We start from the raw sequence: 26,561 nt of genomic DNA on the forward strand, positions 1-26,561 counted from the left end.
GGTATGACGGCGCAGGTAACCCCGGCGACGGCGGCCTGTCCGGGCTGTATTGCGGCCCCGGCCCAGCCCGCACAGCCCATGCCCGAGGATGTGCAGATCGCGCTGTCGCTGCCGGGCATTCATTGTTCGGCCTGTATCGCCACGGTCGAGCGTGAACTGAATGCGACGCCGGGGGTCGAAGGTGCGCGGGTCAACCTGACGCTCAAGCGTGCGATGATCAAGGCCACGCCCGAAACCCGCGCCGCCGATCTGATCCCGGTGCTGGAGCGCGCCGGTTTCGAGGCGCATGAATTGGACCCCGGCGCCCTGTCCGCCACGCAGACCGACCGGGCCGGGCGCGATCTGCTGATGCGGCTGGCGGTGGCCGGGTTTGCCTCGATGAATGTGATGCTGCTGTCTGTGTCGGTCTGGTCCGGTGCCACCGACGCGACGCGCGATATGTTCCACTGGATTTCGGCAGCGATCGCCTTCCCCGCGATTGCCTTTGCCGCGCAGCCTTTCTTCAAAAACGCCTGGAGCGCGCTGCGGGTGCGCCGTCTGAACATGGATGTGCCGATCGTGCTGGCGATTGGGCTGGCGCTGGTCACGTCGCTGTGGGAAACCGCGCTCAGCGGCGAACACGCCTATTTCGACGCCGCCCTGACGCTGACCTTTTTCCTGCTGGCAGGCCGCTATCTGGACTATCGCACTCGTGCCGCCGCGCGCTCGGCGGCTGAGGAACTGACCGCGCTCGAGGTGCCCCGCGCCATCCGGCTGGTGGATGGGGCCGAGGAAGAGGTTGCCGTCGCCACCCTGACCGTGGGCGACCTGATCCTTGTGCGGCCCGGTGGCCGGATGCCGGTGGACGGAGAGATCGTCTCGGGCCGCTCGGAACTCGACCGCTCGTTGCTGACCGGGGAAACCCTGCCGGTCTTTGCCGAGGCCGGCCTGACCGTCAGCGCCGGTGAGGTCAACCTGACCGGCCCCCTGACCATCCGCGCCACGGCGGTGGGTGAGGATACCTCGTTGCACCGCATGGCCGATCTGGTGGCCATCGCCGAATCCGGCCGGTCCCGGTACACGTCGCTGGCCGACAAGGCGGCCAAGCTTTATGCGCCGGGGGTGCATATCCTGTCGGCGCTCAGCTTTGTGGGCTGGTATATTTATTCGGGTGACATCCGCACGGCGCTGAATATCGCGGCTGCGGTACTGATCATCACCTGCCCGTGCGCGTTGGGGCTGGCGGTGCCTGCGGTGACCACGGCGGCCTCGGGCAGGTTGTTCCGCAAAGGGATGTTGATCAAACACGCCACCGCGCTGGAACGTCTGGCCGAGGTCGACACGGTTGTGTTCGACAAGACCGGCACGCTGACCTCGGGCACGCCCGAACTGACCAATCTGGGCGATCACGCATGTGCGGACCTTGAGGTCGCGCTGGCGCTGGCCGAGGCCTCGTCGCACCCCTTGTCGCTGGCCCTTGCCACAGCCGCGCGCGAGGCCGGGATCAAACCGGCCAGCTTGCGCGATCTGGTCGAGGTGCCGGGTTACGGCACCGAAGGTGTTTACAAAGATCAACGCGTCCGGCTGGGCCGCGCGGCCTGGGTTGGTGGCGCGGACGGGGCGCAGACCTCGGCCTGGCTGGCCATCGGGGCTAACCCGCCCCTGTGCTTTACCTTTACCGACAGCCTGCGCCCCGGCGCGGCCGACGCCGTTGCAGCCCTGCGCAAGGCCGGCAAAGAGGTCATCCTGATCTCGGGCGATACGCAGGGGGCGGTCGAGGCGCTGGCCGGCAAGCTGGGCATCAAAACCTGGATCGCCGAAGCCCTGCCGGAGGACAAGGCCACCAAAGTGCAAGCGCTGCGCGATCAGGGCCATCATGTTCTGATGGTGGGCGACGGGCTGAACGACACGGCGGCACTGGCGGCGGCGCATGTGTCGATCTCTCCGGCCTCGGCGCTGGATGCAGCGCGGGTGGCGTCGGATATCGTGCTGCTGGGCAATGACCTATCCCCGATTGCGGATGCCTGCGACTCGGCGGTCCGGGCGACCCGGCGGATTCGCGAGAACTTTCGCATCGCCACCGTTTATAATATCATCGCCGTGCCGCTGGCCGTGGTTGGTCTGGCGACCCCGCTGATTGCGGCGCTGGCGATGTCGACCTCGTCGATCACCGTGTCCCTGAACGCCCTGCGGCTGAGGTAAGTTGATGGAAGTTCTGGCCTATCTCATTCCGATCTCGCTGCTGCTGGGCGGCGTTGGTCTGGTGGCGTTTATCTATACGGTGCGCTCGAACCAGTATGACGATCCCGAAGGCGACGCGCGGCGCATTCTCAGCGACGAATGGGACGATAAGCCCCGCCCCTGACAGCCCTTGAAATTGCCGCAATGCCCGGTTATGTCCGGCCCATCCGCTAGCAGAGAGATACGCCAAATGGCCACCACAAACCCGATCCAGTTCATTCAGCAGGTCCGCGCCGAAGTCGCAAAGGTCGTCTGGCCGACGCGCCGCGAGGTTCTGCTGACCACGGTCATGGTGTTCATCATGGCGGCGCTGACGGCTGTGTTCTTTGCGCTGGTCGATCTGGGCATTCGCGGTGGTCTGCAGCTGATCCTGGGCGCGTTCGGATAACGCCTGCGGGTCGCTGCCCTCTTGCACCTTGGGCGATGTGCTAGTAGGTGACGCGGGACTATTCGGAATGGGCGTGCGGCGATTCGATCTGCGCGCCGCTTTTTATTCCGGGTGGTGCGACAGATTTCAACGACAGGCGCGACGGGTCGCGGCCTACGGCAAACAAGGACAGCAGGTTCATGGCGAAACGGTGGTACTCGGTCAGCGTTCTTTCGAATTTCGAAAAGAAGATCGCAGAGCAGATCCGCACGTCGGTGGCCGAGCAGGGCCTTGAGGACGATATCGACGAGGTTCTGGTGCCCACCGAAGAGGTGATCGAAGTGCGCCGGGGCAAGAAGGTCACTACCGAACGCCGTTTCATGCCCGGCTACGTGTTGGTGCATATGGAGATGTCGGATCAGGGCTATCACCTGGTGAACTCGATCAACCGCGTCACCGGTTTCCTGGGCCCTCAGGGGCGCCCGATGCCGATGCGCGACGCGGAGGTGAACCAGATTCTGAACCGCGTTCAGGAAGGTGAAGAAGCACCCAAGCTGATGATCAGCTTCGAGGTCGGCGAGAAGGTCAAGGTCAACGACGGTCCGTTCGAGGATTTCGACGGCATGGTCGAAGGCGTGGACGACGAGAACCAGAAGCTGAAGGTCTCTGTTTCCATTTTCGGCCGCGAAACTCCGGTGGAGCTGGATTTCACGCAGGTTACGAAACAATCGTGACCACGATCCGTCCTGTGACGGATCTCACTTGGCAAACAATGCCTCGGTACCTAAGCTGAGCGGAGTTATTGCAGCAACTCCGTTCGGTTTTTGATGAAGATTGTTCTGATTTCCACGAATGCTGGAACAGATATGGGCGGAGAGGCGATCAAGGCCTTTCAGTATTTCCAGTTCCTGCTGCAAAACGGCCATGATGCCTATCTGATGACTCATGAGCGCTGCCGGGATGCGCTCGTGGGCGAGTTCCCCGAAGATCGCATGATTTTCGTGCCCGACACCGCTCTGATGGTGTTCTGCTGGCGCAGCCGGATTCTGAACCCGCTGGTGAACACTCTGTTTCATCGCTATGCGCGCAGGCTTTGCCAGCGGTTCGATCCGGCTGAAACGATCCTGCATTATCTATGCCCGATTTCACCGATGATGCAGCGGTTTGCTCCGCGCGGGTATCGGCATGTGGTGGGCCCGCTGTCCGGCAATATCTTCTACCCGCCGGGGTTCCGCGATCGGCAGGGCAAGGGACAACGTCTGCAGCAGCGCCTCTATCGACCGCTTCAGGGGTTCTTGGGCATCGTGCCTGGCATGATGAAGAAGGCGGATCGCCTCTTGGTCTCGGGCGGAGAGCGGACCCGCCAGGCCCTGCGCTGGTCCGGGTGCGACGAGGCGCGGATGATGACGGTTGCCGATGCCGGTGTCACTGAACGGATATCGGACGCGCGGCCAATCGATCACAGTCGAACCGGGCGAGAGTTTGTCTGGATCGGGCGGATGGTCAATTACAAAGGCGCCGACATTGCGATCCGGGCGGTTGCGCGATCCGGGCAGGATGCGCGGCTGACCATCTATGGCGACGGCCCGGAAAAACCGGGCGCTGAAGCGCTGGTTCAGGAACTTGGTCTGCAGGACCGCGTTACCTTTCCAGGCTGGCTGCCCCATGCCGATTACGTGCGCGAGATGTCCAGATTCCGAGGTTTCCTTTTCCCCACTCTGGCCGAGGCCAACGGCATCGTCATGCAAGAGGCGATGGGACTGGGACTGCCGGTCGTGGCGCTGCGCTGGGGTGGTCCGATGCAATTGGCCACCGACCAAGAAGCGCTGTTTGTCGAGGCCGCGGATCTCGACGCCGTCGTTGACGGCTTCGCGCGCGCGATGGACCACTTGATCAGCGACACCGATCTTGCGCAGGACGTGTCTGACCGCGCCCGCGCCCGCGCGATGTCCGAATATACGTGGCCGGTTGTCGCCGAAAGCTGGATGAAGGCCTATGACGGCTTGCTGGCCGGGTGCGACGGGTCGCGGCCTACGGCAACACGGACAGCAGGTGCATAGCGAAACGGTGGTGCTTGGTCAGCGCTCTTTCGAATTTCGAAAAGAAGATCTTAGATTAATCCGCACGTCGGTGCCGAGCAGGGCTATCGCCTTGTCAATTCGATCAACCGCGTTCAGTAAGGTGAAGAAATGCCCAAGCTGATGATCAGCTTCGAGGTTGGCGAGAAGGTCAAGGTCAACGACGGTGCGTTCGAGGATTTCGACGGGATGGTCGAAGGCGTGGACGACGGGAACCAGAAGCTGAAGGTCTCTGTTTCTATTTATGGTCGCAAAACCCCGGTCGAACAGGATCTCAGGCAGGTTACGAAGCAGGGCTGATTAGCTGCCCAGAGAATTCTCTGACGCCGCGGTGCCACAGGCAGCGCGGCTTTTTTTGTACCAGCGTCAAGAAATTCACTATCGAAGCCGAATGATCTTGGTGCGTGCAACTAGTGCGAGCAGCGACAATAATGTGAGCTGAAACAAGGGATGTAACAGGTAGAAGCCCTTGGGCGTGTGAGGCGAAAAGAGCCCGTATTCCGGCCAATAAGATTCCCAGCTGAAGAAACGAACTATTCCATAGGACGAGAGCATAGAAACCACGAACAACCAAACAGCAGCGCCAGAGCGCAACCAAAGTGCCAGCGCTATGCCTACCGGCATTGCAAGCCGTCCAAGTTTGAACAGAGTTTGGTTGGCGTTCAGTTCATTCGCCGAGATTGCTGCCCAAAACACACGGGAAACCAATTCGCTGGCCGGGTTCAGAGCCAAGATTGTAAACCAAGCTGTCAAAAACCAGTAAATCGCTTCCACCCTGACGGATCGTACCACAGACAAGGTCGAGGATTGGCTATCCTGTATAATTCTCCGGTTTATGCGTATTTGCGTTATCCCAAGAATGGAAACCAAGCCGAGCGCAAACCATACCCACTGCACCCATTCAGAGGCGATCCAATCAAACCCCGAGTAATAGTCATATCTCAAGATCACCAGTACTCGGCCAGAATCGGCAAAAACTGGTGGAGTCATGACGCAAGCTGCGAGCGCGCCGAACAGTGGAACAGCCGCAGGACGGTCTTTCGCGTAGGTGTAGATGAATGCGATGGCAAGAAGGGTCAGGGCTAAGGAGACCAAAAGGGTGTGTTGCACATGCACGCTAACGCCAATTCCGTATTCCAAAACAACGCGAGATTGCCGCCAGAAAGACCATGCGGAAAGGCTGCCGACCCAAATTGCAAGGGCGTTGGGGAAAATCGAGTAAACTTCGTCATTCATCATATTGCCCTTTGAATTCTGGGACATCTTCCCAACAACTGGTGCGCATTAGAAATTGATCTTCGGTGAAACTTCAACCAGACGGTATTGTCAGCCCCAGTTGGCACAATCAAAAATGGTTTTGAGTTCTCTCATCTTTGGATGATTGTTGCTCCAAGGGCGCACCGATCCGCGCCGCACCGGAACTTGCGTGTTGATCTACCGGGTACTTATATGGCCCGAAACCAACCCCCAGAGTATTCGACAGCCAATCACGACGTGCTAAAGGCCCTGACACGGAGGTCTGCGCTGCAAAGCATTTTCACCTACTTGCCAACCCCCTCATTCCCCTATAAACGCCGCCTCTATCGTCTTCGGGCGAGATTCTCTCGTGGGAGGTTGCCGGGATCGCGATTCCGGGCCGAACCGCGCAACATAAACCGGGTGGGACGCGTCCCATTCACGTTGAAAGGAAAACCAAATGGCCAAGAAGCTTGCTGGTACAATGAAGCTGCAGGTTCCTGCAGGTCAGGCGAACCCCTCGCCGCCAGTTGGTCCGGCGCTGGGTCAGCGCGGCATCAACATCATGGAATTCTGCAAGGCGTTCAACGCCAAGACCGCAGACATGGAGCAGGGTGCCCCTTGCCCGACCGTGATCACCTATTATCAGGACAAGTCCTTCACCATGGACATCAAGACGCCGCCCGCGTCTTATTACCTGAAAAAAGCCGCTGGTCTGAAGCCGGTTGGCAAGCGTAACCGCCCCCGCGGTGCGGAAAACCCCGGTCGTGAGACCGTGGCCACCGTGACCTCCAAGCAGGTTCGCGAAATCGCCGAAGCCAAAATGAAAGATCTCAACGCCAACGACGTCGAAGGCGCAATGCAGATCATCCTGGGCTCGGCCCGCTCTATGGGCATCGAGGTGAAGTAAGATGGCAAAACTCGGTAAACGTACCCGCGCTGCGCGCGAAGCTGTCGCCGGCAAGGAAAACCTGTCGGTTGAAGAAGCGGTTGCTCTGGTCAAGGGCAACGCAACCTCGAAATTCGACGAGACCATCGAAATCGCTCTGAACCTGGGCGTTGACACCCGTCACGCAGACCAGATGGTGCGCGGCGTTGTCGGCCTGCCCAACGGCACCGGCAAAGCGATGCGCGTTGCTGTTTTTGCTCGCGGCCCCAAGGCTGACGAAGCGAAAGAAGCTGGCGCGGATATCGTTGGCGCAGAGGACCTGATGGAAACCATTCAGGGCGGCACCATCGAATTCGATCGCTGCATCGCCACCCCGGACATGATGCCCATCGTTGGCCGTCTGGGTAAGGTTCTGGGCCCCCGCAACCTGATGCCGAACCCCAAGGTCGGCACCGTGACCATGGACGTAAAAGCGGCCGTGGAAGCAGCCAAGGGCGGTGAAGTTCAGTTCAAGGCGGAAAAAGGCGGCGTTGTGCATGCCGGTGTTGGCAAAGCGTCTTTTGACGAAGCCAAGCTGGTCGAAAACGTCCGTGCTTTTGTCTCGGCCGTGGCCAAGGCGAAGCCGTCTGGCGCCAAAGGTACGTACATGAAGAAAATCGCGCTGAGCTCGACTATGGGCCCGGGCGTGACTGTCGATGTGGCAGAGGCAGCGGGCGAGTAAGCCCCGGCTAATAGATGTAAAGAAATGGTCCCGGATGGTTTAAACCATCCGGGATTTTTTTGTTTTCAGCGCTCTTATCTAAGCTTATCACACGATGACCCCGATACCCGAAACGAGCGCTGGTGCGCCGTAAAGTGCGGGGCCGCGGTCGCAGGCTGAGACAGGAAGTAAGATGCAGTTGAATATGCCCGCCAAAGAACTGCGGCAGTTGAAACGCAGCATGCGTCAGTTCCGGCACGCCGCCAGTCTGCAGTATTTTGAGGAAGCTAATGGGGTCGTTCAGGGCGGATGCCTTTGCGGTCTGAAGCTGATGCACGAACACAGCGGCGGGGCATCGGACCTGATTGCCAAACTGATGGGATTCTACGAGCAGCACAATCAGCGGATTTTTCAGGCAAGCGATAGGAGGACCCTGGTCGATATCGGTGCTGCTGACGGGTACTGGGGCGTCGGCTTGGTGTATGCGGGATGCTTTGACCGAAGTATCTGCTTTGAGCAACGTCCCAAAGGGCGCCGGGCCATCCGGGACACAGCGCTGACCAATGGTGTCCGCGACCGTGTTGCAATCTCGGGCAGGGCGACGACCAGTTCTGTGCGCGACACTCTTGAAGGCCATAAGCCGGATGAGCTGTTCTTTCTCATTGATATTGAGGGGAACGAATTCGATCTGCTCACCTTCGATTTTCTGAACGATTTCAGGACCTCAGAATTCCTGATCGAGCTATACTCGGACGAGGCCTGGCTGGGCTCGGAAAAGGAGGAGCGTCTGCTGCGCGACGCAAAGATGCTGTTCGACACCGAGATTGTCACAGATACAACACGTGATGTGTTGCAGCTGCGCGAGGAACTGCGATTACCGGATGATCTGACCTGGCTGCTTGCCTCTGAGGGGCGGGAGTATCCGACGCGCTGGCTGCATCTGAAGCCCCGCACCGTTCCGGCAGAGATCGCGCCCCCTCGGATCGCATCAGATCAGTTGGAAAACAGGGGATTTGGCACGCTTTGGCTGGGCGACGAGATGGGGCCGCTGGAACAGGCCTGTCTGTTGTCGATGCGGGAGCACGGCTATGATCCGGTTGTTTTCTCCTATGCGCCAGTTCGTAATGTCCCCGAGGGGATTGAAACGGCCGATGCCCGGGAATTATATGAACCGAACCGTGTCGTGCGTCATTTCAGGTATCGCAGCACCGCGATTCATGCTGATGTTTTCCGCTATCACATGGTCCGAAAGACCGGGATGATCTGGCTGGATACCGATATGTACATGGTCCGCCCCGCCCGGGAATTGTTAAGCTCCGTCGCTGCACGTGACGGGTTTTGTGTTGGCAGAACCGGCCCGGATGATCCGACCAACAGAATGCGCCACTCCCTTTATAACAACGCTGTATTTGGCCTGCCCAAAGACAGTGTGGTCTTAGGGATGCTAAGCGAGATATTTGACGAAGGTACCCAGATAACGCAGGCCTGGGGCGGCTTGAGCGCGTTCTCAGCACTTAATGAAGCGGTCGCTGAAGGACGTGAGAAACCGTTCGGAAGCCTTCAGTGGGGCAGGACAGGTCCAAGGGCTTTGACCTCGGCACTGGAGGCGACAGGCGAGGCCCGGTTCGCGCATGAGGCCGAAGCCTTCTATCCAGTCGGCAGCCGGCAGATCCCAGAACTGTTGCGGGACGGAACGCGGCTATCCGATTTTGTGACACCCAACTCGTTCGGCCTGCATCTTTGGGGTCGTGACTTTCGTGCGGTGCTGGCGCAGATTGACGGTAACAGCGGTCCATGCGCGGCGCGCGAGATTCTTGGGCATCTGTTCTGACACCGACCGGTCCGTTTCAGACCAGCGGTTCGATCAGCGCCTGTTTCAGCCGAATTCTCAGCCGTTCGGCCTTGCGCCGTTCGAAATCGCTGTAGCTGTGACCCTGCTGGCATAGCAGAAGCCAATCTCGCAAGAGCCGCCCGCGGATGCAAAAATCGAGTATGTCGATGTCCACGGGATGGCGATAACGGCGGAAAAACATCTCCTTGTTGCGCCGGAGGATGCCGCTTCGGTCCATCTCTTCCGCGGAACCGGGTCTGAAGACATCCGCCTTGAGGAAGTCGACGATATCGTAGACGGCCAGTTTTTCGCGCGCTTCGGTGAAGTCCAGCCCGATCGCGGCGCCTTGTCCGAGGATCAGGTTCAGGCCATGAAAGTCGCCGTGGGAAAATACTTGGCTGTCCGCCTGCCCCCTCAGATGTGCCGCATCCGCCCGCATGATGTTCATCATCCGCTGATAGTCGCGCCGGATCCGGGGATAGATCGACGGGGCCGAGTTGCGGATACGTTCCATCATCCATTGCGGCCAGAACGGCTGCTGTTCGACAGGCCGATAAGCGTGCAGGTGGTGCAGCCACGCGCCGGCGCGCCGGAAGACCTGCGCGACCTGCCGGTCGTCCGGGCTGTTGTAAATCACGTCGACCGCGGTGGGGCGGTCGATGAATTCAGTCACGAAAAATGCCTTGCCGGGAGAGAAGTAAACCGGGCGCACCACCTGGCCGTCGGAAGTACTCGCAAAATGCGTCGTCAGATCCGACAGAACGCGAAATTCCTGTTGCAGCCGCCCGGTCCCGGGCGACTGGGTGTCGATCTTGAGGGCGAAATCCTGCTGCGGGGTCCTGAGACGAAGAACAAGTCGGGCATCCGGGAAGTCATGTGACCGCCAGATACATTCGAAACCGTCTACGCGATGATCAGGGCTCTGGGCGGCAAATTCCTCGACATATCCTGAGGCCATTCGGGTCTCGTCATCGGTGAGCGTCAGCATGTCGGAGAGGTTTCACGTTGCCCGTAATTTCGCCTGACCAAGACCGGACACCAGCGGGCCGGGCATGTCAATGCAGAGCGGCAGGGAACGCGGCGGGTGGAGGAGGGGACGGCCAATTTACCCCTTGGAAACCCCGGCCATCTGCCCTAAGTAGGGCTGCGGAATAAAGCGTGCGATTCGTCGTGCGCTTTATTTTGTTTCGTCCAAGACGGTGGGTGGTGCCATATGGCCCCTTAATTCCCTGCCTGAGACGGGTAAGACCAAAGAATTCTGAGGGTCACGATCCTCGGGCGCATTTTGGCCAATCCCGTAACAACGGACCTGAACGCCGGGGTTAACCCCTCGGCAAATATGAGCCGGGGTGAGATTTCGCCCCTAACTTGGAGAGAACTGTGGATAGAGCCCAGAAAGAGAAAGTGGTCGAGGAACTCGGCCAAATCTTCGAAAGCTCTGGCGTCGTAGTGGTTGCTCACTACGCCGGTCTGACAGTTGCCGAGATGCAGGACCTTCGCGCACGTGCTCGTGACGCGGGTGGTGCCGTGCGTGTTGCCAAGAACAGGCTCGCCAAAATCGCCCTTGAGGGTAAGCCGTGTGAAAGCATGGCCGACCTGCTGACAGGGATGACCGTTCTGACCTATTCCGAGGACCCCGTGGCAGCAGCCAAGGTGGCCGAGGACTTCGCCAAGGAGAACAAAAAGTTCGAAATCCTTGGCGGTGCAATGGGCGAGAACGCTCTGGACCGCAAAGGCGTCGAAACAGTTTCGAAAATGCCGTCCCGTGAAGAGCTTATTGCTTCGATCGTTGGCTGCATTGGCGCACCTGCTTCGAACATCGCCGGCGCGATTGGCGCACCTGCAAGCAATATCGCAAGCATCCTTTCCACCATCGAAGAGAAGGCGGAAGCTGCGTAAGCGGTTGGCACTGAATGATCTGCGTAGGGGATTGCCCCTGACGTTGGAACACACACTGTAAACGGAAAGAGCTGATAAAATGGCTGATCTGAAAGCACTCGCAGAAAGCATCGTGGGTCTGACCCTGCTGGAAGCACAAGAACTGAAAACCATCCTCAAAGACGAATACGGCATCGAGCCCGCAGCTGGCGGCGCCGTAATGGTTGCAGCCGGTGGCGACGCCGGTGGCGCAGCTGAGGAAGAGAAAACCGAATTCGACGTCGTTCTGAAGAACGCCGGCGCTTCGAAAATCAACGTGATCAAAGAAGTTCGCGGCATCACCGGTCTGGGCCTGAAAGAAGCCAAGGAACTGGTCGAAGCTGGCGGCAAGATCAAAGAAGGCGTGTCGAAAGACGAAGCCGAAGAAGTCAAAGGCAAGCTGGAAGCAGCTGGCGCCGAGGTCGAACTGGCCTAAGCGCTTATGCTCAGGGACCCGCTTTCTTGAAAAGAAAGCGGGCCGGAGTTCTTCAAGAACTCCGGTGCGAGCCCAAAAGTTCAGGCTGGGTCCGGAGAAATCCGGGTCCAGCCGAACCTGTCTTAGAAAGGGCCTCAATCGAGGGGGCGTTTTCTAAGACACGGTTTTCGGATCGGGAGGCCGCCTTCGGGACGGTGGCCACGAATTGATCCGGACGTGTCGTCTCGATTGTGCAAGATGCCGGGGCCCGACGGTGTCTTTGCCCGCTGAGAACATCGAAAGGTGACATCTGACATGGCTCAAACGTTCCTTGGCCAGAAACGTCTTCGTAAATATTACGGCAAAATCCGCGAAGTTTTGGAAATGCCGAACCTCATTGAGGTGCAAAAATCTTCTTATGACCTTTTCCTGCGCTCCGGCGATGCAGAACAGCCCACAGACGGCGAAGGCATCAAAGGCGTGTTCCAGTCGGTTTTCCCGATCAAGGATTTCAACGAAACCTCCGTTCTGGAGTTCGTGAAATACGATCTGGAAAAACCCAAATACGACGTCGAAGAGTGTATGCAGCGCGACATGACCTACAGCGCGCCGCTCAAGGTCACTCTGCGTCTGATCGTGTTTGATGTCGATGAGGACACCGGCGCGAAATCGGTCAAGGACATCAAAGAACAGGACGTTTTCATGGGCGACATGCCCCTGATGACACCGAACGGCACGTTCATCGTGAACGGCACCGAGCGTGTGATCGTCTCCCAGATGCACCGCTCGCCCGGTGTGTTCTTTGACCACGACAAGGGCAAGACCCATTCCTCGGGCAAGCTGCTGTTTGCCTGCCGCATCATCCCGTATCGCGGCAGTTGGCTGGACTTTGAGTTCGACGCCAAGGACATCGTGTTCGCCCGTATCGACCGTCGCCGCAAACTGCCTGTGACAACCCTGCTTTATGCGCTGGGTCTGGATCAGGAAGCGATCATGGACGCATATTACAACACCGTGTCCTACAAGCTGGACAAGAAGAAAGGCTGGGTCACGCCGTTCTTCCCCGAGCGTGTGCGCGGCACCCGTCCGACATACGATCTGATCGACGCAAAGTCGGGCGAAGTGATTGCCGAAGCGGGTAAGAAAGTCACCCCGCGCGCGGTCAAAAAGCTGATCGACGAAGGCAGCGTCACCGACCTGCTGGTGCCCTTCGACAACATCGTCGGCAAGTATGTCGCCAAGGACATCATCAACGAAGAAAACGGCGCGATCTATGTCGAAGCCGGTGATGAGCTGACCCTTGAGTATGACAAAGACGGCGACCTGATCGGTGGCACCGTCAAGGATCTGATGGATGCGGGCATCACCGACATCCCGGTTCTGGACATCGACAACGTCAATGTTGGCCCCTACATGCGCAACACCATGGCTCAGGACAAGAACCTGAACCGTGAAAGCGCGCTGATGGACATCTACCGCGTCATGCGCCCGGGTGAGCCGCCCACCGTCGAAGCGGCCTCGGCCCTGTTCGACACGCTGTTCTTCGACAGCGAGCGCTATGACCTGTCCGCCGTTGGCCGCGTGAAGATGAACATGCGTCTGGCACTGGACGCGCCCGACACCCTGCGCACCCTGCGTCGCGAAGATATCGTGGCCTGCATCAAGGCGCTGGTGGAACTGCGCGACGGCAAAGGCGACGTGGACGATATCGACCACCTCGGCAACCGTCGTGTGCGTTCGGTCGGCGAACTGATGGAAAACCAGTACCGCGTCGGTCTGCTGCGCATGGAGCGCGCGATCAAAGAGCGTATGTCGTCGGTCGAGATTGACACCGTCATGCCGCAAGACCTGATCAACGCGAAACCGGCTGCGGCTGCGGTCCGCGAATTCTTCGGCTCGTCGCAGCTGTCGCAGTTCATGGACCAGACCAACCCGTTGTCGGAAGTTACCCACAAACGCCGCCTCTCGGCGCTTGGCCCCGGTGGTCTGACACGCGAACGTGCAGGCTTTGAGGTACGCGACGTACACCCGACCCACTATGGCCGGATGTGCCCGATTGAAACGCCCGAAGGTCCGAACATCGGTCTGATTAACTCGCTGGCCACCTTCGCTCGCGTGAACAAATATGGCTTCATCGAAACACCTTACCGCGTCGTCAAGGACGCCGAGGTGACCGATGAGGTTCACTATATGTCCGCGACCGAGGAAATGCGTCACACCGTGGCGCAGGCGAACGCGACGTTGGATGCGGATGGCAAGTTCATCAACGATCTGGTCTCGACCCGTCAGGCTGGCGACTATACGCTTGCCCCGCGCGAGAATGTGGACCTGATCGACGTGTCGCCGAAACAGCTGGTTTCGGTCGCTGCATCGCTGATCCCGTTCCTTGAAAATGACGACGCTAACCGCGCTCTGATGGGCTCGAACATGCAACGTCAGGCGGTTCCGCTGTTGCGGGCCGAGGCGCCGCTGGTTGGTACCGGGATCGAGGAAAAGGTTGCGATTGACTCGGGTGCTGCGATTCAGGCGAAACGCGCCGGTATCATCGACCAGGTCGATGCTCAGCGTATCGTTATCCGCGCGACTGAGGATCTGGAACTGGGCGACGCTGGCGTTGACATCTACCGTCTGCGCAAGTTCCAGCGGTCGAACCAGAACACCTGCATCAACCAGCGTCCGCTGATCAAGGTGGGTGACACCGTCCAGAAAGGCGAGGTCATTGCCGATGGTCCGTCGACCGATATGGGTGAACTGGCTCTGGGTAAGAACGTGGTCGTCGCGTTCATGCCTTGGAACGGTTACAACTACGAAGACTCGATCCTGATCTCGGAACGTATCGCACGTGATGACGTCTTTACTTCGGTCCATATCGAGGAATTCGAAGTCGCCGCCCGTGATACCAAGCTGGGTCCGGAAGAGATCACCCGCGACATCCCGAATGTCGGTGAAGAAGCGCTGCGCAACCTCGACGAGGCGGGCATCGTTTACATCGGCGCGGACGTTGAGCCGGGCGATATTCTGGTCGGCAAGATCACTCCGAAGGGCGAAAGCCCGATGACCCCGGAAGAAAAGCTGCTGCGCGCCATCTTTGGTGAGAAAGCATCTGACGTGCGCGATACCTCGCTGCGCGTGAAGCCGGGCGATTACGGGACTGTCGTTGAGGTCCGCGTCTTCAACCGTCACGGCGTCGAGAAAGACGAACGTGCGCTGCAGATCGAGCGTGAGGAAGTCGAACGTCTGGCCCGTGACCGGGACGACGAGCTGGCGATCCTTGACCGCAACATCTATGCGCGTCTGCAGGGCCTGATCCTGGGTAAAACCGCTGTCAAAGGCCCGAAAGGCGTCAAGCCGGGCTCGGTGATTACCGAGGACCTGCTGGAAACCCTGACCCGTGGTCAGTGGTGGCAGCTGGCGCTGGAAGGCGAGCAGGACGCACAGATCGTTGAGGCTCTGAACGAGCAGTACGAAGTGCAGAAACGCGCTCTGGACGCTCGTTTCGAAGACAAGGTCGAAAAAGTCCGCCGTGGCGACGACCTGCCGCCGGGTGTGATGAAGATGGTTAAAGTCTTCATCGCCGTGAAGCGCAAGTTGCAGCCGGGCGACAAGATGGCCGGTCGTCACGGGAACAAAGGTGTGATCTCCAAGGTTGTTCCGATGGAAGACATGCCGTTCCTGGCTGATGGTACTCCGGTTGACTTCTGTCTGAACCCGCTGGGTGTGCCGTCGCGTATGAACGTCGGTCAGATCCTTGAAACCCACATGGGTTGGGCCGCGCGCGGTCTGGGTCTGAACATCGACGACGCTCTGGGTGAATACCGCCGCTCCGGCGACCTGACCCCGGTGCGCGAAGCGATGAAGCTGGCCTATGGCGAGAATGTCTACGAAGAAGGCATCACCGGTCTGGACGAGGATGGCTTGATCGAGGTTGCGGGCAACGTGACCCGCGGTGTTCCGATCGCAACCCCGGTCTTCGACGGCGCCAAAGAGGCTGACGTCAACGACGCGCTGGTGCGCGCGGGCTTCTCGGAAAGCGGTCAGTCGGTTCTGTTCGACGGTCGCACCGGTGAGCAATTCGCGCGTCCGGTAACCGTGGGCATCAAGTACCTGCTGAAACTGCACCACCTGGTGGATGACAAGATCCACGCGCGTTCGACCGGGCCGTACAGCCTGGTTACCCAGCAGCCGCTGGGTGGTAAGGCGCAGTTCGGTGGTCAGCGCTTTGGTGAGATGGAAGTCTGGGCTCTGGAAGCTTACGGCGCCGCCTACACCCTGCAGGAGATGCTGACGGTGAAATCGGATGACGTCGCCGGCCGGACCAAGGTCTATGAGTCGATCGTCAAGGGCGAGGATAACTTTGAAGCGGGCGTACCGGAATCGTTCAACGTTCTGGTGAAAGAAGTCCGTGGCCTCGGCCTGAATATGGAACTCCTGGATGCGGAGGTTGAGGAGTGACATCAAAAGGTTTCACAATGCTTGCGCCATTCTGCCTTGCCGCCTGTGCAAGCGCGGGTAGCGTGAGCGTTGGGAAACTGGACGAGGATAGCGGCCTCCGGCACAGCGCGTTCAGCAACGAAAGCGCTACTCATTTTTTGAGTGTGCACACGCCAAGAGCAAATTCACATGTCCCAGAAGACATAATGGATGTTGTTTCGGAGTCCTGCGGTTCCCAGACGAAACTAGAGCGCAAGGATGTCGACCTAACTCATGTGTTGAACTCGCATGGAGATGGGCCAAGAGGCACAGTCGACAACACTGACATTTACACTTTCCGCTGTCCGGAAAATGGAAAGGATACCTGATGAACCAGGAAATCACCAACAACCCGTTCAACCCGCTGACGCCCCCGAAGGTATTCGACGAGATCAAGGTCTCGCTGGCGTCGCCCGAGCGGATCCTGTCTTGGTCCTATGGCGAGATCAAGAAACCCGAAACCATCAACTACCGGACGTTCAAGCCTGAACGTGACGGTCTGTTCTGCGCGCGTATCTTTGGCCCGATCAAAGACTACGAGTGTCTGTGCGGCAAGTATAAGCGGATGAAGTATCGCGGCGTTGTCTGCGAGAAATGCGGCGTGGAAGTCACCCTGCAGAAAGTCCGCCGCGAGCGTATGGGCCACATCGAACTGGCCGCGCCTGTTGCACACATCTGGTTCCTGAAATCGCTGCCGTCCCGCATCGGTCTGATGCTGGACATGACGCTGCGCGATCTGGAACGCGTTCTGTACTTTGAAAACTACGTCGTCATCGAGCCCGGTCTGACCGACCTGACCTACGGCCAGATGCTGACCGAAGAAGAGTACATGGACGCGCAGGATGCTTACGGCATGGACGCGTTCACCGCGAATATCGGTGCCGAAGCCATCCGTGAGATGCTGGCCCAGATCGATCTCGAAGCCGAAGCCGAGCAGCTGCGTGCTGATCTGGCCGAAGCAACCGGCGAGCTGAAGCCCAAGAAGATCATCAAGCGTCTGAAGGTTGTTGAATCCTTCCTCGAGTCGGGCAACCGGCCTGAGTGGATGGTCATGACCGTGATCCCGGTCATTCCGCCGGAACTGCGTCCGCTGGTTCCGCTGGATGGTGGCCGTTTCGCGACCTCGGATCTGAACGATCTGTATCGCCGCGTCATCAACCGGAACAACCGTCTGAAGCGTCTGATCGAGCTGCGCGCGCCTGACATCATCGTCCGCAACGAAAAGCGGATGTTGCAGGAATCCGTGGATGCTCTGTTCGACAACGGCCGTCGTGGCCGCGTGATCACCGGCGCCAACAAGCGTCCGCTGAAATCGCTGTCGGACATGCTGAAAGGTAAGCAGGGCCGCTTCCGTCAGAACCTTTTGGGCAAGCGGGTCGACTTCTCGGGCCGTTCGGTCATCGTGACCGGTCCGGAACTCAAGCTGCACCAGTGTGGCCTGCCCAAGAAGATGGCGCTGGAGCTGTTCAAGCCGTTCATCTACTCGCGCCTTGAAGCCAAGGGGCTGTCTTCGACCGTGAAACAGGCGAAGAAACTGGTCGAGAAAGAGCGTCCCGAAGTGTGGGATATCCTTGACGAGGTGATCCGCGAACACCCTGTCATGCTGAACCGTGCGCCGACGCTGCACCGTCTTGGCATTCAGGCGTTCGAGCCGGTCCTGATCGAAGGTAAAGCCATCCAGCTGCACCCGCTGGTCTGCTCGGCCTTTAACGCCGACTTCGACGGTGACCAGATGGCCGTTCACGTGCCGCTGAGCCTTGAGGCGCAGCTGGAAGCCCGTGTTCTGATGATGTCGACGAACAACGTCCTGTCGCCTGCAAACGGCGCGCCGATCATTGTTCCGTCGCAGGATATGATCCTGGGTCTCTACTATGTGACTCTGGAACGCGAAGGCATGCCGGGTGAAGGCAAAGTGTTCGGTTCGATCGACGAAGTTCAGCATGCGCTGGATTCCGGCGAAGTGCACCTGCACTCGAAAATCACCGCGCGGATCACGCAGATCGACGACGAAGGCAACGAAGTTCAGAAGCGTTATGAAACCACTCCGGGCCGTCTGCGTCTGGGTGCCTTGCTGCCGATGAACAACAAAGCGCCGTTCGAGCTGGTCAACCGCCTGCTGCGGAAGAAAGAAGTGCAGCAGGTGATCGACACCGTCTACCGTTACTGCGGTCAGAAAGAGTCGGTTATTTTCTGTGACCAGATCATGTCGATGGGCTTCAAAGAAGCGTTCAAGGCGGGCATTTCGTTCGGTAAGGACGACATGGTCATTCCGGACGACAAGTGGGGCATTGTTGATGACACCCGCGGTCAGGTAAAAGACTTTGAACAACAGTACATGGACGGCCTGATCACTCAGGGCGAAAAGTACAACAAAGTTGTTGATGCCTGGTCGAAATGTAACGACCGCGTCACCGAAGCCATGATGTCGACGATCTCGTCGTCGGATCGGGCAGAGGACGGCTCTGAACAAGAACCGAACTCGGTCTACATGATGGCCCACTCGGGTGCGCGTGGCTCGGTCACTCAGATGAAACAGCTGGGCGGTATGCGCGGCCTGATGGCGAAGCCGAACGGTGACATCATCGAGACGCCGATCATCTCGAACTTTAAAGAAGGTCTGACCGTTCTCGAGTACTTCAACTCGACCCACGGTGCCCGTAAGGGTCTGTCGGATACCGCTCTGAAGACGGCGAACTCGGGTTATCTGACCCGCCGTCTGGTAGACGTCGCACAGGACTGCATCGTTCGTGAGATCGACTGCGGAACCGAACGCGCCATCACTGCCGAAGCCGCCGTGAATGACGGTGAGGTTGTCGCCTCGCTGGCCGAACGCGTGCTGGGCCGTGTCTCTGCCGACGACGTTCTGCGTCCCGGCACGGATGAGGTTCTGGTCGCAGCAGGTCAGCTGATCGACGAACGCATGGCGGACACCATCGACGAAGCCGGTGTTGCGTCGATGCGCATCCGCTCGCCTCTGACCTGTGAGTCCGAGGAAGGCGTCTGTGCAACCTGCTACGGTCGTGACCTTGCGCGCGGTACCATGGTGAACACAGGTGAGGCTGTCGGCATCATCGCCGCCCAGTCTATCGGTGAGCCCGGTACACAGCTGACCATGCGGACCTTCCACATCGGCGGTGTTGCGCAAGGTGGTCAGCAGTCGTTCCAGGAAGCCAACCAGGAAGGCGTTGTCGCGTTCGAGAACCCGCAGATCCTGGTCAATGCCGCAGGCGAAAGCTTGGTCATGGGCCGGAACATGAAGCTGGTGATCAACGACGAACACGGCGAAGAGCGTGCCAGCTTCAAGCTGGGCTACGGCTCTAAGCTGTTCGTCAAAGACGGCACCAAAGTGGCCCGTGGCGACAAGCTGTTCGAGTGGGATCCCTACACCCTGCCGATCATCGCCGAGAAAGCCGGTACTGCGAAATATGTTGACCTGGTTTCAGGCCTTGCTGTCCGCGACGAGACCGACGAAGCAACCGGTATGACCCAGAAGATCGTGATCGACTGGCGCGCGGCCCCCAAAGGCAGCGACCTCAAGCCCGAGATCATTCTGGTCGGCGAAGATGGCGAACCGGTCCGCAACGATGCGGGCAACCCGGTTCACTATCCGATGTCGGTGGATGCGATCCTGTCGGTTGAAGATGGCCAGAAAATCGAAGCCGGTGACGTTGTCGCGCGTATCCCGCGCGAAGGCGCCAAGACCAAGGACATCACCGGTGGTCTGCCGCGTGTGGCCGAACTGTTCGAAGCGCGTCGTCCGAAAGATCACGCGATCATCGCAGAAGCCGATGGTTACGTGCGCTTTGGTCGCGACTACAAGAACAAGCGCCGCATCAGCATCGAACCGGCGGACGAGTCCATGGAGACCATCGAATACATGGTGCCCAAGGGCAAGCACATCCCGGTCGCCGAAGGGGACTTCATCCAGAAGGGTGAATACCTGATGGACGGTAACCCGGCTCCGCATGACATCCTGTCCATCATGGGTGTCGAAGCGCTGGCAGATTACATGATCGACGAGGTGCAGGACGTGTATCGTCTGCAGGGCGTGAAGATCAACGACAAGCACATCGAGGTCATCGTGCGCCAGATGCTGCAGAAGTGGGAGATCCTGGATTCAGGCGATACCACCCTGCTGAAAGGCGAACATGTCGACAAGCAGGAGTTCGACGCGGCCAACGAGAAAACCATCTCGCGCGGCGGCCGTCCGGCTCAGGGTGAACCGATCCTTCTGGGGATCACCAAAGCCTCGCTGCAGACGCGTTCGTTCATCTCGGCGGCGTCGTTCCAGGAAACCACCCGCGTGCTGACCGAGGCATCGGTTCAGGGCAAGAAGGACAAGCTGGTTGGCCTGAAAGAGAACGTCATCGTCGGCCGCCTGATCCCCGCCGGGACCGGTGGGGCCACTCAGGCCGTCCGCCACATTGCGCAGTCGCGTGACAACGTGGTTATCGAAGCGCGTCGGGAAGAGGCCGAAGCGGCCGCTGCTCTGGCCGCTCCGACTTTCGACGACGATATGGTCGGGGATGAGCTTGACGTTCTGGTGGAAACCCCGGAAAGCCGCGAATAAGCGTCACGACTTAAACCGATTAAGGCCCTGCAGTTTTGCGGGGCCTTTTTCTTTCGCGGGTGCCCGGTTTCTTGAAAAGAAACCGCCCCTGAAACTTTTCAAGTTTCAGGCCCCCAAGTCAGCTTTGGGCGTAACGTCTCAACCGCTCTTCCAGTGTGCCGCTGTGCAACTCGAACATGTGATTGTCGTGATCATAGAAATAGATCGAGTGCCCTTCGCCCGAAACCCGCGACCGGCCTTCTCGCACTTCGAGGCCGAGGGACTGGATGCGCTGCAACCGGTCGTCATATTCATCTTCACCCATCTTGAAGGCGACATGATTGTAAGTTTTTTCGGCCAGCGGGTCGCCCTCCATCGTGGCAACCCAAATGCCGCCGATGTCGAAGAAGCGTTCTTTGGACAGGGAAAATGTTCGGTCGCCGCTGTCATAGATCTTTCTGGCATCCAGAACGGTTGTCAGCATCTCCTCCATCTTGTCGAGGTCTTTTACGATGAACGTCATGTGACTTAGGCCTTCGATCACGGTATACCTCTTTGATTTGGCTGGATTTCACCATAGCAGAGCGCAGGGCTCTGTCAGCAGGGTCTTCATTGAGACGTTGACATCGGGCGGAGCTGGCCCGCCAATGGCCCCGTTCACGTGCGATTGGATCAAGGCCGAATGACCCCGAATATGAAAGGCGCGCTGCTGATGATGGGCAGCATGGCGGGTTTTACCGTCAATGACACGCTGGTCAAAGTTACGCTGCAGGATTTGCCGCTGTTTCAACTGGTTGCGATCCGCGGCGCGGTGGCGACCGCTTTGGTCTTTCTGCTGGCTCGGCATCTGGGTGCGCTGCATTTGAACTTTCCGCGCCATGACAAGGGGCTGATCGCCCTGCGCTGCCTTAGTGAGCTGTCCGCCACTTTCTTCTTCCTGACTGCTCTCAAGCATATGCCGCTGGCCAATGTGACGGCGGTGCTGCAGGCGCTGCCGCTGACGGTGACGCTTGGGGCGGCCTTGGTGTTTGGCGAGCGTATCGGCTGGCGGCGGATCACCGCGATTGCACTTGGCTTTGCCGGAATGCTGCTGATCGTGCGCCCCGGCCCGGATGGGTTCAGCCTCTACGCCGTCTACGCGTTGGTTGCGGTTGCCTCGGTCACCCTGCGGGACCTGATCACGCGGCGGATGTCGGCCGAGGTGCCCTCGATGGTGGTCACACTGGCCACATCGCTGACGATCACGGTGACCGCTGCGGTGGTTTCGGTCTTTGAGGGCTGGGTGCCGGTCCCGCTGACTGCCGGGGTGCTGACGGTATCCGCAGCGGTCTTTGTCCTCAGCGGTTATCTGTTCAGCGTCATGGTGATGCGTGTGGGTGAGGTCGGTTTTGTCGCGCCGTTCCGCTATTCCAGCCTGATCTGGGCCTTGGTACTGGGCTGGTTGGTCTTTGGCGACTGGCCGGATGCGGTGACGATGCTGGGGGCGGCTTTGGTTGTCGGGGCAGGGCTGTTCACCCTGTTCCGGGAAAGGTCCACTCAGGCCGAGTGAACCCGCCGCACCACGTCCTGATCGATGGCAAAGCGCGCGATGAATTCGCCCTCTAGCTCGGGTGTCAGAGCTTCAAATTCATCCTTGTTGTTCCGCGCGTGTTTGGAATCGTTGAACCCGTTCAGCGTGCGCACCCACATCGGCGCATCCGAGTAGCTGATGACAGGCATGAACCGTGCGATGCGGTGATGCGTGAAATTCATGACCGACTGGGTACACCCGCCTGCGATATACATGCCCTGCGCAACCCCCAGCATGGGTTTGTAGACCTCTGACGCGCGGACGCCGTTGGGGCCGAACCGGGCAAAGAACCCGAGGCTGTAGTCGATCCCGACCATCTGATTATTCGCCAAAAGCCCCGCACTGTCCTGCGCTGCGATGCGCAGGCGTTCGACCAGATCGACCGACACCGCATCGTCATCGTCATGCCGGAACTGGATGCAAGGCTGATCGGGATCGGTGCGAGCCGCATTCAGCACCGATCTCATGACCTGACGCGGCCTCATCTGGGTGTCGGCGGATTTCTGGATGATCCGAACCTGCTTCATTCCGGCAGTCAGATCGTGCAGCCGGTCAAAGGCCGGTTTGGGCAGGCAGTCCCCGATCACGATCAGGAAATCGAAATCCTCATCGGTGTGTTCACGAAAACAGGGCAGGGTCGAAGCTTCGAACAGGCGGAACCGTTCCTCCAGACGGGCGGGGCTATAGAGATAACGGCGGCGCTCTTCGACGGTTTCATGTTCGGTTTGAAACCCTCCGAGGGCAGGGTAGGAAAAGCGGCACAGGCCGAGGATTTGCATAGGGCACCCGTCAGAATTGGCTTGGCCAAACTATGCCTTTGCACCTTCCGACCCGCAACCGGCATAAGGGCTGGAGCGCGGCGGGGTCGGATGGTAAATCGGCGCGACCCGGCCCAACGGGCACACGGTGCCATGTGCTGTTGACACTTGGGCCGACTCCGCTTAATACGCGCGACATCTCGGTACCGGGGGCCGCCCCATAACCGATTTCAGTAATGAACTGGTCAAGGCCCGGACACTTTTATCGTTCGCGCCCTCTGATAACAAACCGCGACGTTCGCCTCGGAATGGGAACGCTCGCGGGTTTTGCGCTTGTGGACGCATGAGTGCAGCGAATTTAACCGCACGCAACCGCGTGCATGTCATGTGTGTTGCAAAACGGGGAAGAAACCGGAATGCCAACTATTCAACAGCTGATCCGCAAACCGCGGCAGCCCAAAGTAAAACGCTCGAAGTCCATGCACCTGGAGCAGTGCCCGCAGAAACGCGGCGTCTGCACCCGTGTGTACACCACCACACCGAAGAAACCGAACTCGGCTATGCGTAAGGTTGCCAAGGTGCGCCTGACCAACGGGTTCGAGGTCATCTCGTACATCCCCGGTGAAAGCCACAACCTGCAGGAGCACTCGGTTGTTCTGATCCGTGGCGGCCGTGTGAAAGACCTTCCCGGTGTGCGTTACCACATCCTGCGCGGTGTTCTGGATACTCAGGGCGTCAAAGATCGTAAGCAACGCCGTTCGAAATACGGCGCGAAGCGTCCCAAGTAAGAAGGAGAGGCTGATATGTCACGTCGTCACGCCGCCGAAAAACGCGAAGTCCTGCCTGACGCCAAATTTGGCGACAAGGTTCTGACCAAATTCATGAACAACCTGATGATCGACGGCAAGAAGTCGGTCGCAGAGCGCATCGTTTACAACGCGTTTGACCGCGTTGAGAACAAGATCAAGCGCGCACCGGTCGAAGTGTTCCACGAAGCGCTCGACAACATCAAACCGTCGGTCGAGGTTCGCTCGCGCCGGGTTGGTGGTGCAACCTATCAGGTTCCGGTCGAAGTGCGCCCCGAGCGCCGCGAAGCACTAGCCATCCGCTGGCTGATCACTGCTGCGCGCGGCCGCAACGAAAACACCATGGAAGAACGCCTCGCCGGTGAACTGCTGGACGCTGTACAGTCCCGCGGTACCGCCGTGAAGAAGCGCGAAGACACCCACAAGATGGCCGAGGCGAACAAAGCCTTCAGCCACTACCGTTGGTAATTCAGAGGCTTATCAAAAATGGCACGCGAATATCCGCTCGAACTATACCGTAACTTCGGTATCATGGCGCACATCGACGCAGGTAAGACCACCTGCTCGGAGCGTATCCTGTATTACACTGGTAAATCCCACAACATCGGTGAGGTGCACGATGGTGCAGCCACCATGGATTGGATGGAGCAGGAGCAGGAACGCGGCATCACCATCACTTCGGCTGCGACCACCACCTTCTGGGAGCGCACCGAAGACGGTCAGACTGCCGATACCCCCAAGCACCGCCTGAACATCATCGACACCCCCGGCCACGTTGACTTCACCATCGAAGTTGAGCGTTCGCTGGCGGTTCTCGACGGTGCCGTCTGCGTTCTTGACGCAAACGCCGGTGTTGAACCCCAAACCGAAACCGTGTGGCGTCAGGCTGACCGCTACAAGGTTCCGCGTATGGTTTTCGTCAACAAAATGGACAAGATCGGCGCAGACTTCTTTAACTGCGTTCGCATGATCGAAGACCGCACCGGCGCACGCGCTGTTCCGGTTGGTATTCCGATCGGCGCTGAATCCGAGCTGGAAGGCCTGATCGACCTTGTGACCATGGAAGAATGGCTGTGGCAGGGCGAAGATCTGGGCGCAAGCTGGATCAAAGCTCCGATCCGCGACAGCCTGAAAGACATGGCTGACGAATGGCGCGGCAAGATGATCGAAGCGGCCGTCGAAATGGACGACGACGCGATGATGGAATATCTGGAAGGCAATGAGCCCGACGTTCCGACCCTGCGCGCCCTGCTGCGCAAAGGTACTCTGGACATCGCGTTTGTTCCGGTTCTGGGTGGGTCTGCGTTCAAGAACAAAGGCGTTCAGCCGCTGCTCAACGCTGTGATCGACTATCTGCCCAGCCCGCTGGACGTTGTTGATTACATGGGCTTCAAACCCGGCGACGAAGAAGAAGTTCGTGACATCGCACGTCGTGCCGATGACGCAATGGCGTTCTCGGGTCTGGCGTTCAAAATCATGAACGACCCCTTCGTTGGCTCGCTGACCTTCACCCGGATCTACTCGGGCACCATGAACAAGGGTGACTCGATCCTGAACTCGACCAAAGGTAAGAAAGAGCGCATCGGTCGTATGATGATGATGCACTCGAACAACCGGGAAGAGATCGAAGAAGCGTTTGCAGGCGACATCATCGCGCTGGCGGGTCTGAAAGACACCACCACCGGTGACACCCTGTGTGATGCGAAGGATCCGGTGGTTCTGGAAACCATGACCTTCCCCGATCCGGTGATCGAAATCGCGGTTGAGCCCAAAACCAAGGGCGACCAGGAAAAAATGTCTCAGGGTCTGGCCCGTCTGGCCGCCGAAGACCCCTCCTTCCGTGTGGAAACTGACCTGGAATCCGGTCAGACCATCATGAAAGGCATGGGCGAACTTCACCTGGATATCCTGGTTGACCGTCTCAAGCGTGAGTTCAAGGTCGAGGCGAACATCGGTGCGCCGCAGGTGGCCTATCGCGAAACCATCTCGATGCCGGTCGAACACACCTACACCCACAAGAAACAGTCGGGTGGTTCGGGTCAGTTCGCGGAAGTCAAGCTTGAGATCCAGCCGACCGAAGCCGGCGAAGGCTATTCGTTCGAAAGCCGCATCGTTGGTGGTGCTGTTCCGAAGGAATACATCCCCGGTGTTGAAAAAGGCATCAACTCGGTCATGGATAGCGGCCCGCTGGCTGGCTTCCCCGTGATCGACTTCAAGGTTGCCCTGCTGGACGGTAAGTTCCACGACGTTGACTCGAGCGTTCTGGCGTTCGAAATCGCGGCCCGTATGTGTATGCGTGAAGGTATGCGCAAAGCTGGCGCGAAACTGCTGGAACCGATCATGAAGGTCGAAGTGATCACCCCGGAAGAATACACCGGCGGTATCATCGGCGACCTGACCTCGCGTCGTGGCCAGGTGTCTGGTCAGGAACCGCGCGGCAACGCCATCGCGATTGACGCGTTCGTTCCGCTGGCGAACATGTTCGGCTACATCAACACCCTGCGTTCGATGTCGTCGGGCCGTGCCCAGTTCACCATGCAGTTCGACCACTACGATCCGGTTCCGCAGAACATCTCGGACGAGATTCAGGCGAAATACGCATAAGCGAAGATTTGAGGGAGCGTGGGTATCACGCTCCCTTCATTACCGAAAAAGGAGGCCATCATGGCAAAGGAAAAGTTTGAGCGTACAAAACCGCACGTCAACATCGGTACGATTGGCCACGTTGACCACGGCAAGACCACGCTGACCGCAG

General features: G+C 59.0%; 21 protein-coding genes and 1 pseudogene. 18 read left to right on the forward strand and 4 right to left on the reverse strand.

All coding sequences use genetic code 11. From position 1 onward, the window contains the following. Window positions 1–3: 3 nt before the first annotated feature. The 6 genes and pseudogenes from ACR1XV_RS20025 to ACR1XV_RS20050 all read left to right on the forward strand — a co-directional run. Window positions 4–2,181 (forward strand): heavy metal translocating P-type ATPase, encoded by a 2,178-nt coding sequence (locus ACR1XV_RS20025; protein WP_480534617.1) that lies wholly within the window; start codon window positions 4–6, stop codon window positions 2,179–2,181. A gap of 4 nt (window positions 2,182–2,185) precedes the next feature. Further along, entirely contained in the window at window positions 2,186–2,344 is a 159-nt protein-coding gene (gene ccoS, locus ACR1XV_RS20030) for a cbb3-type cytochrome oxidase assembly protein CcoS (RefSeq protein ID WP_170328799.1), read from the forward strand. Window positions 2,345–2,410: 66 nt separating this feature from the next. Then, the gene (secE, locus tag ACR1XV_RS20035) at window positions 2,411–2,608 is read left to right on the forward strand and encodes a preprotein translocase subunit SecE (protein WP_171124314.1); all 198 of its coding nucleotides are present in this window, start codon (window positions 2,411–2,413) and stop codon (window positions 2,606–2,608) included. 179 nt (window positions 2,609–2,787) lie between these two features. Further along, window positions 2,788–3,321 (forward strand): transcription termination/antitermination protein NusG, encoded by a 534-nt coding sequence (gene nusG / locus ACR1XV_RS20040; protein WP_170415591.1) that lies wholly within the window; start codon window positions 2,788–2,790, stop codon window positions 3,319–3,321. A gap of 93 nt (window positions 3,322–3,414) precedes the next feature. Further along, window positions 3,415–4,647: a glycosyltransferase family 4 protein gene (locus ACR1XV_RS20045; protein ID WP_480534619.1), complete on the forward strand. Its 1,233-nt coding sequence runs from the start codon at window positions 3,415–3,417 to the stop codon at window positions 4,645–4,647. 120 nt (window positions 4,648–4,767) lie between these two features. Then, window positions 4,768–4,965 (forward strand): annotated as a pseudogene (locus ACR1XV_RS20050) (transcription termination/antitermination protein NusG); the annotation flags it as partial. Window positions 4,966–5,043: 78 nt separating this feature from the next. Here ACR1XV_RS20050 and ACR1XV_RS20055 read toward each other — a convergent pair. Beyond that, window positions 5,044–5,901 (reverse strand): hypothetical protein, encoded by an 858-nt coding sequence (locus ACR1XV_RS20055; protein ID WP_480534622.1) that lies wholly within the window; start codon window positions 5,899–5,901, stop codon window positions 5,044–5,046. 460 nt (window positions 5,902–6,361) lie between these two features. Here ACR1XV_RS20055 and rplK point away from each other — a divergent pair, with 460 nt between their 5' ends. The 3 genes from rplK to ACR1XV_RS20070 all read left to right on the forward strand — a co-directional run bounded on the left by rplK (window position 6,362) and on the right by ACR1XV_RS20070 (window position 9,321). Further along, complete coding sequence (gene rplK, locus ACR1XV_RS20060; protein ID WP_037314971.1) at window positions 6,362–6,811, forward strand: 50S ribosomal protein L11; 450 nt, start codon at window positions 6,362–6,364, stop codon at window positions 6,809–6,811. Between the two features lies 1 nt (window position 6,812). Then, complete coding sequence (gene rplA, locus ACR1XV_RS20065; protein ID WP_480534624.1) at window positions 6,813–7,511, forward strand: 50S ribosomal protein L1; 699 nt, start codon at window positions 6,813–6,815, stop codon at window positions 7,509–7,511. A 172-nt stretch (window positions 7,512–7,683) separates the two neighbouring features. Continuing rightward, window positions 7,684–9,321 (forward strand): glycosyltransferase family 32 protein, encoded by a 1,638-nt coding sequence (locus ACR1XV_RS20070; RefSeq protein ID WP_480534626.1) that lies wholly within the window; start codon window positions 7,684–7,686, stop codon window positions 9,319–9,321. Between the two features lie 16 nt (window positions 9,322–9,337). Here ACR1XV_RS20070 and ACR1XV_RS20075 read toward each other — a convergent pair whose 3' ends face one another. After that, window positions 9,338–10,309 carry a phosphotransferase gene (locus tag ACR1XV_RS20075; protein WP_480534628.1) on the reverse strand — a complete coding sequence of 324 codons (972 nt, stop codon included), beginning with the start codon at window positions 10,307–10,309 and terminating at the stop codon, window positions 9,338–9,340. 392 nt (window positions 10,310–10,701) lie between these two features. Between ACR1XV_RS20075 and rplJ the strand changes: the two genes are divergently transcribed. The 4 genes from rplJ (at window position 10,702) to rpoC (ending at window position 20,693) form a co-directional block, all read left to right on the forward strand. Further along, window positions 10,702–11,220, forward strand: a complete 519-nt coding sequence (rplJ, locus tag ACR1XV_RS20080) for a 50S ribosomal protein L10 (protein WP_209252870.1) — start codon at window positions 10,702–10,704, stop codon at window positions 11,218–11,220. A gap of 79 nt (window positions 11,221–11,299) precedes the next feature. After that, window positions 11,300–11,674 carry a 50S ribosomal protein L7/L12 gene (gene rplL, locus ACR1XV_RS20085; protein ID WP_010441182.1) on the forward strand — a complete coding sequence of 125 codons (375 nt, stop codon included), beginning with the start codon at window positions 11,300–11,302 and terminating at the stop codon, window positions 11,672–11,674. Window positions 11,675–11,968: 294 nt separating this feature from the next. Next, window positions 11,969–16,105 (forward strand): DNA-directed RNA polymerase subunit beta, encoded by a 4,137-nt coding sequence (rpoB, locus tag ACR1XV_RS20090; protein ID WP_480534631.1) that lies wholly within the window; start codon window positions 11,969–11,971, stop codon window positions 16,103–16,105. 346 nt (window positions 16,106–16,451) lie between these two features. Further along, window positions 16,452–20,693: a DNA-directed RNA polymerase subunit beta' gene (gene rpoC / locus ACR1XV_RS20095; protein WP_480534632.1), complete on the forward strand. Its 4,242-nt coding sequence runs from the start codon at window positions 16,452–16,454 to the stop codon at window positions 20,691–20,693. Window positions 20,694–20,811: 118 nt separating this feature from the next. Here the strand turns inward: rpoC and fosX are convergent, their stop codons facing one another. After that, window positions 20,812–21,216 (reverse strand): FosX/FosE/FosI family fosfomycin resistance hydrolase, encoded by a 405-nt coding sequence (fosX, locus tag ACR1XV_RS20100; RefSeq protein ID WP_480534634.1) that lies wholly within the window; start codon window positions 21,214–21,216, stop codon window positions 20,812–20,814. 138 nt (window positions 21,217–21,354) lie between these two features. Here fosX and ACR1XV_RS20105 point away from each other — a divergent pair, with 138 nt between their 5' ends. After that, window positions 21,355–22,221 carry a DMT family transporter gene (locus ACR1XV_RS20105; protein WP_480534636.1) on the forward strand — a complete coding sequence of 289 codons (867 nt, stop codon included), beginning with the start codon at window positions 21,355–21,357 and terminating at the stop codon, window positions 22,219–22,221. Here the strand turns inward: ACR1XV_RS20105 and ACR1XV_RS20110 are convergent. Continuing rightward, complete coding sequence (locus ACR1XV_RS20110; RefSeq protein ID WP_480534638.1) at window positions 22,209–23,021, reverse strand: putative rhamnosyl transferase; 813 nt, start codon at window positions 23,019–23,021, stop codon at window positions 22,209–22,211. The two genes, ACR1XV_RS20105 and ACR1XV_RS20110, sit on opposite strands and share 13 nt — an antisense overlap. A gap of 395 nt (window positions 23,022–23,416) precedes the next feature. Between ACR1XV_RS20110 and rpsL the strand changes: the two genes are divergently transcribed. The 4 genes from rpsL to ACR1XV_RS20130 all read left to right on the forward strand — a co-directional run. Then, a complete protein-coding gene (gene rpsL, locus ACR1XV_RS20115; RefSeq protein ID WP_005621086.1) occupies window positions 23,417–23,788 on the forward strand; it encodes a 30S ribosomal protein S12 in 372 nt (123 codons plus the stop codon). A 15-nt stretch (window positions 23,789–23,803) separates the two neighbouring features. Further along, window positions 23,804–24,274 carry a 30S ribosomal protein S7 gene (gene rpsG, locus ACR1XV_RS20120; protein WP_039529242.1) on the forward strand — a complete coding sequence of 157 codons (471 nt, stop codon included), beginning with the start codon at window positions 23,804–23,806 and terminating at the stop codon, window positions 24,272–24,274. A gap of 18 nt (window positions 24,275–24,292) precedes the next feature. Further along, complete coding sequence (gene fusA / locus ACR1XV_RS20125) at window positions 24,293–26,410, forward strand: elongation factor G (protein WP_480534640.1); 2,118 nt, start codon at window positions 24,293–24,295, stop codon at window positions 26,408–26,410. 60 nt (window positions 26,411–26,470) lie between these two features. Continuing rightward, a partial coding sequence (locus tag ACR1XV_RS20130; RefSeq protein ID WP_215675807.1) for a GTP-binding protein occupies window positions 26,471–26,561 on the forward strand: 91 nt, incomplete at its 3' end.

It is taken from the genome of Ruegeria sp. AD2(2025) (assembly GCF_056542385.1).

Excerpts from the sequence above, each read along its gene's own strand:
- rpoC (WP_480534632.1), top strand. The coding sequence starts at position 16,452 with ATGAACCAGGAAATCACCAACAACCCGTTCAACCCGCTGACGCCCCCG.
- ACR1XV_RS20075 (WP_480534628.1), bottom strand. The coding sequence starts at position 10,309 with ATGCTGACGCTCACCGATGACGAGACCCGAATGGCCTCAGGATATGTC.
- nusG (WP_170415591.1), top strand. The coding sequence starts at position 2,788 with ATGGCGAAACGGTGGTACTCGGTCAGCGTTCTTTCGAATTTCGAAAAG.
- rplK (WP_037314971.1), top strand. The coding sequence starts at position 6,362 with ATGGCCAAGAAGCTTGCTGGTACAATGAAGCTGCAGGTTCCTGCAGGT.
- rpsG (WP_039529242.1), top strand. The coding sequence starts at position 23,804 with ATGTCACGTCGTCACGCCGCCGAAAAACGCGAAGTCCTGCCTGACGCC.
- rpoB (WP_480534631.1), top strand. The coding sequence starts at position 11,969 with ATGGCTCAAACGTTCCTTGGCCAGAAACGTCTTCGTAAATATTACGGC.
- ccoS (WP_170328799.1), top strand. The coding sequence starts at position 2,186 with ATGGAAGTTCTGGCCTATCTCATTCCGATCTCGCTGCTGCTGGGCGGC.
- ACR1XV_RS20105 (WP_480534636.1), top strand. The coding sequence starts at position 21,355 with ATGACCCCGAATATGAAAGGCGCGCTGCTGATGATGGGCAGCATGGCG.
- rplL (WP_010441182.1), top strand. The coding sequence starts at position 11,300 with ATGGCTGATCTGAAAGCACTCGCAGAAAGCATCGTGGGTCTGACCCTG.
- ACR1XV_RS20070 (WP_480534626.1), top strand. The coding sequence starts at position 7,684 with ATGCAGTTGAATATGCCCGCCAAAGAACTGCGGCAGTTGAAACGCAGC.
- ACR1XV_RS20055 (WP_480534622.1), bottom strand. The coding sequence starts at position 5,901 with ATGAATGACGAAGTTTACTCGATTTTCCCCAACGCCCTTGCAATTTGG.
- ACR1XV_RS20025 (WP_480534617.1), top strand. The coding sequence starts at position 4 with ATGACGGCGCAGGTAACCCCGGCGACGGCGGCCTGTCCGGGCTGTATT.
- ACR1XV_RS20110 (WP_480534638.1), bottom strand. The coding sequence starts at position 23,021 with ATGCAAATCCTCGGCCTGTGCCGCTTTTCCTACCCTGCCCTCGGAGGG.
- fusA (WP_480534640.1), top strand. The coding sequence starts at position 24,293 with ATGGCACGCGAATATCCGCTCGAACTATACCGTAACTTCGGTATCATG.
- rpsL (WP_005621086.1), top strand. The coding sequence starts at position 23,417 with ATGCCAACTATTCAACAGCTGATCCGCAAACCGCGGCAGCCCAAAGTA.
- ACR1XV_RS20045 (WP_480534619.1), top strand. The coding sequence starts at position 3,415 with ATGAAGATTGTTCTGATTTCCACGAATGCTGGAACAGATATGGGCGGA.
- secE (WP_171124314.1), top strand. The coding sequence starts at position 2,411 with ATGGCCACCACAAACCCGATCCAGTTCATTCAGCAGGTCCGCGCCGAA.
- rplA (WP_480534624.1), top strand. The coding sequence starts at position 6,813 with ATGGCAAAACTCGGTAAACGTACCCGCGCTGCGCGCGAAGCTGTCGCC.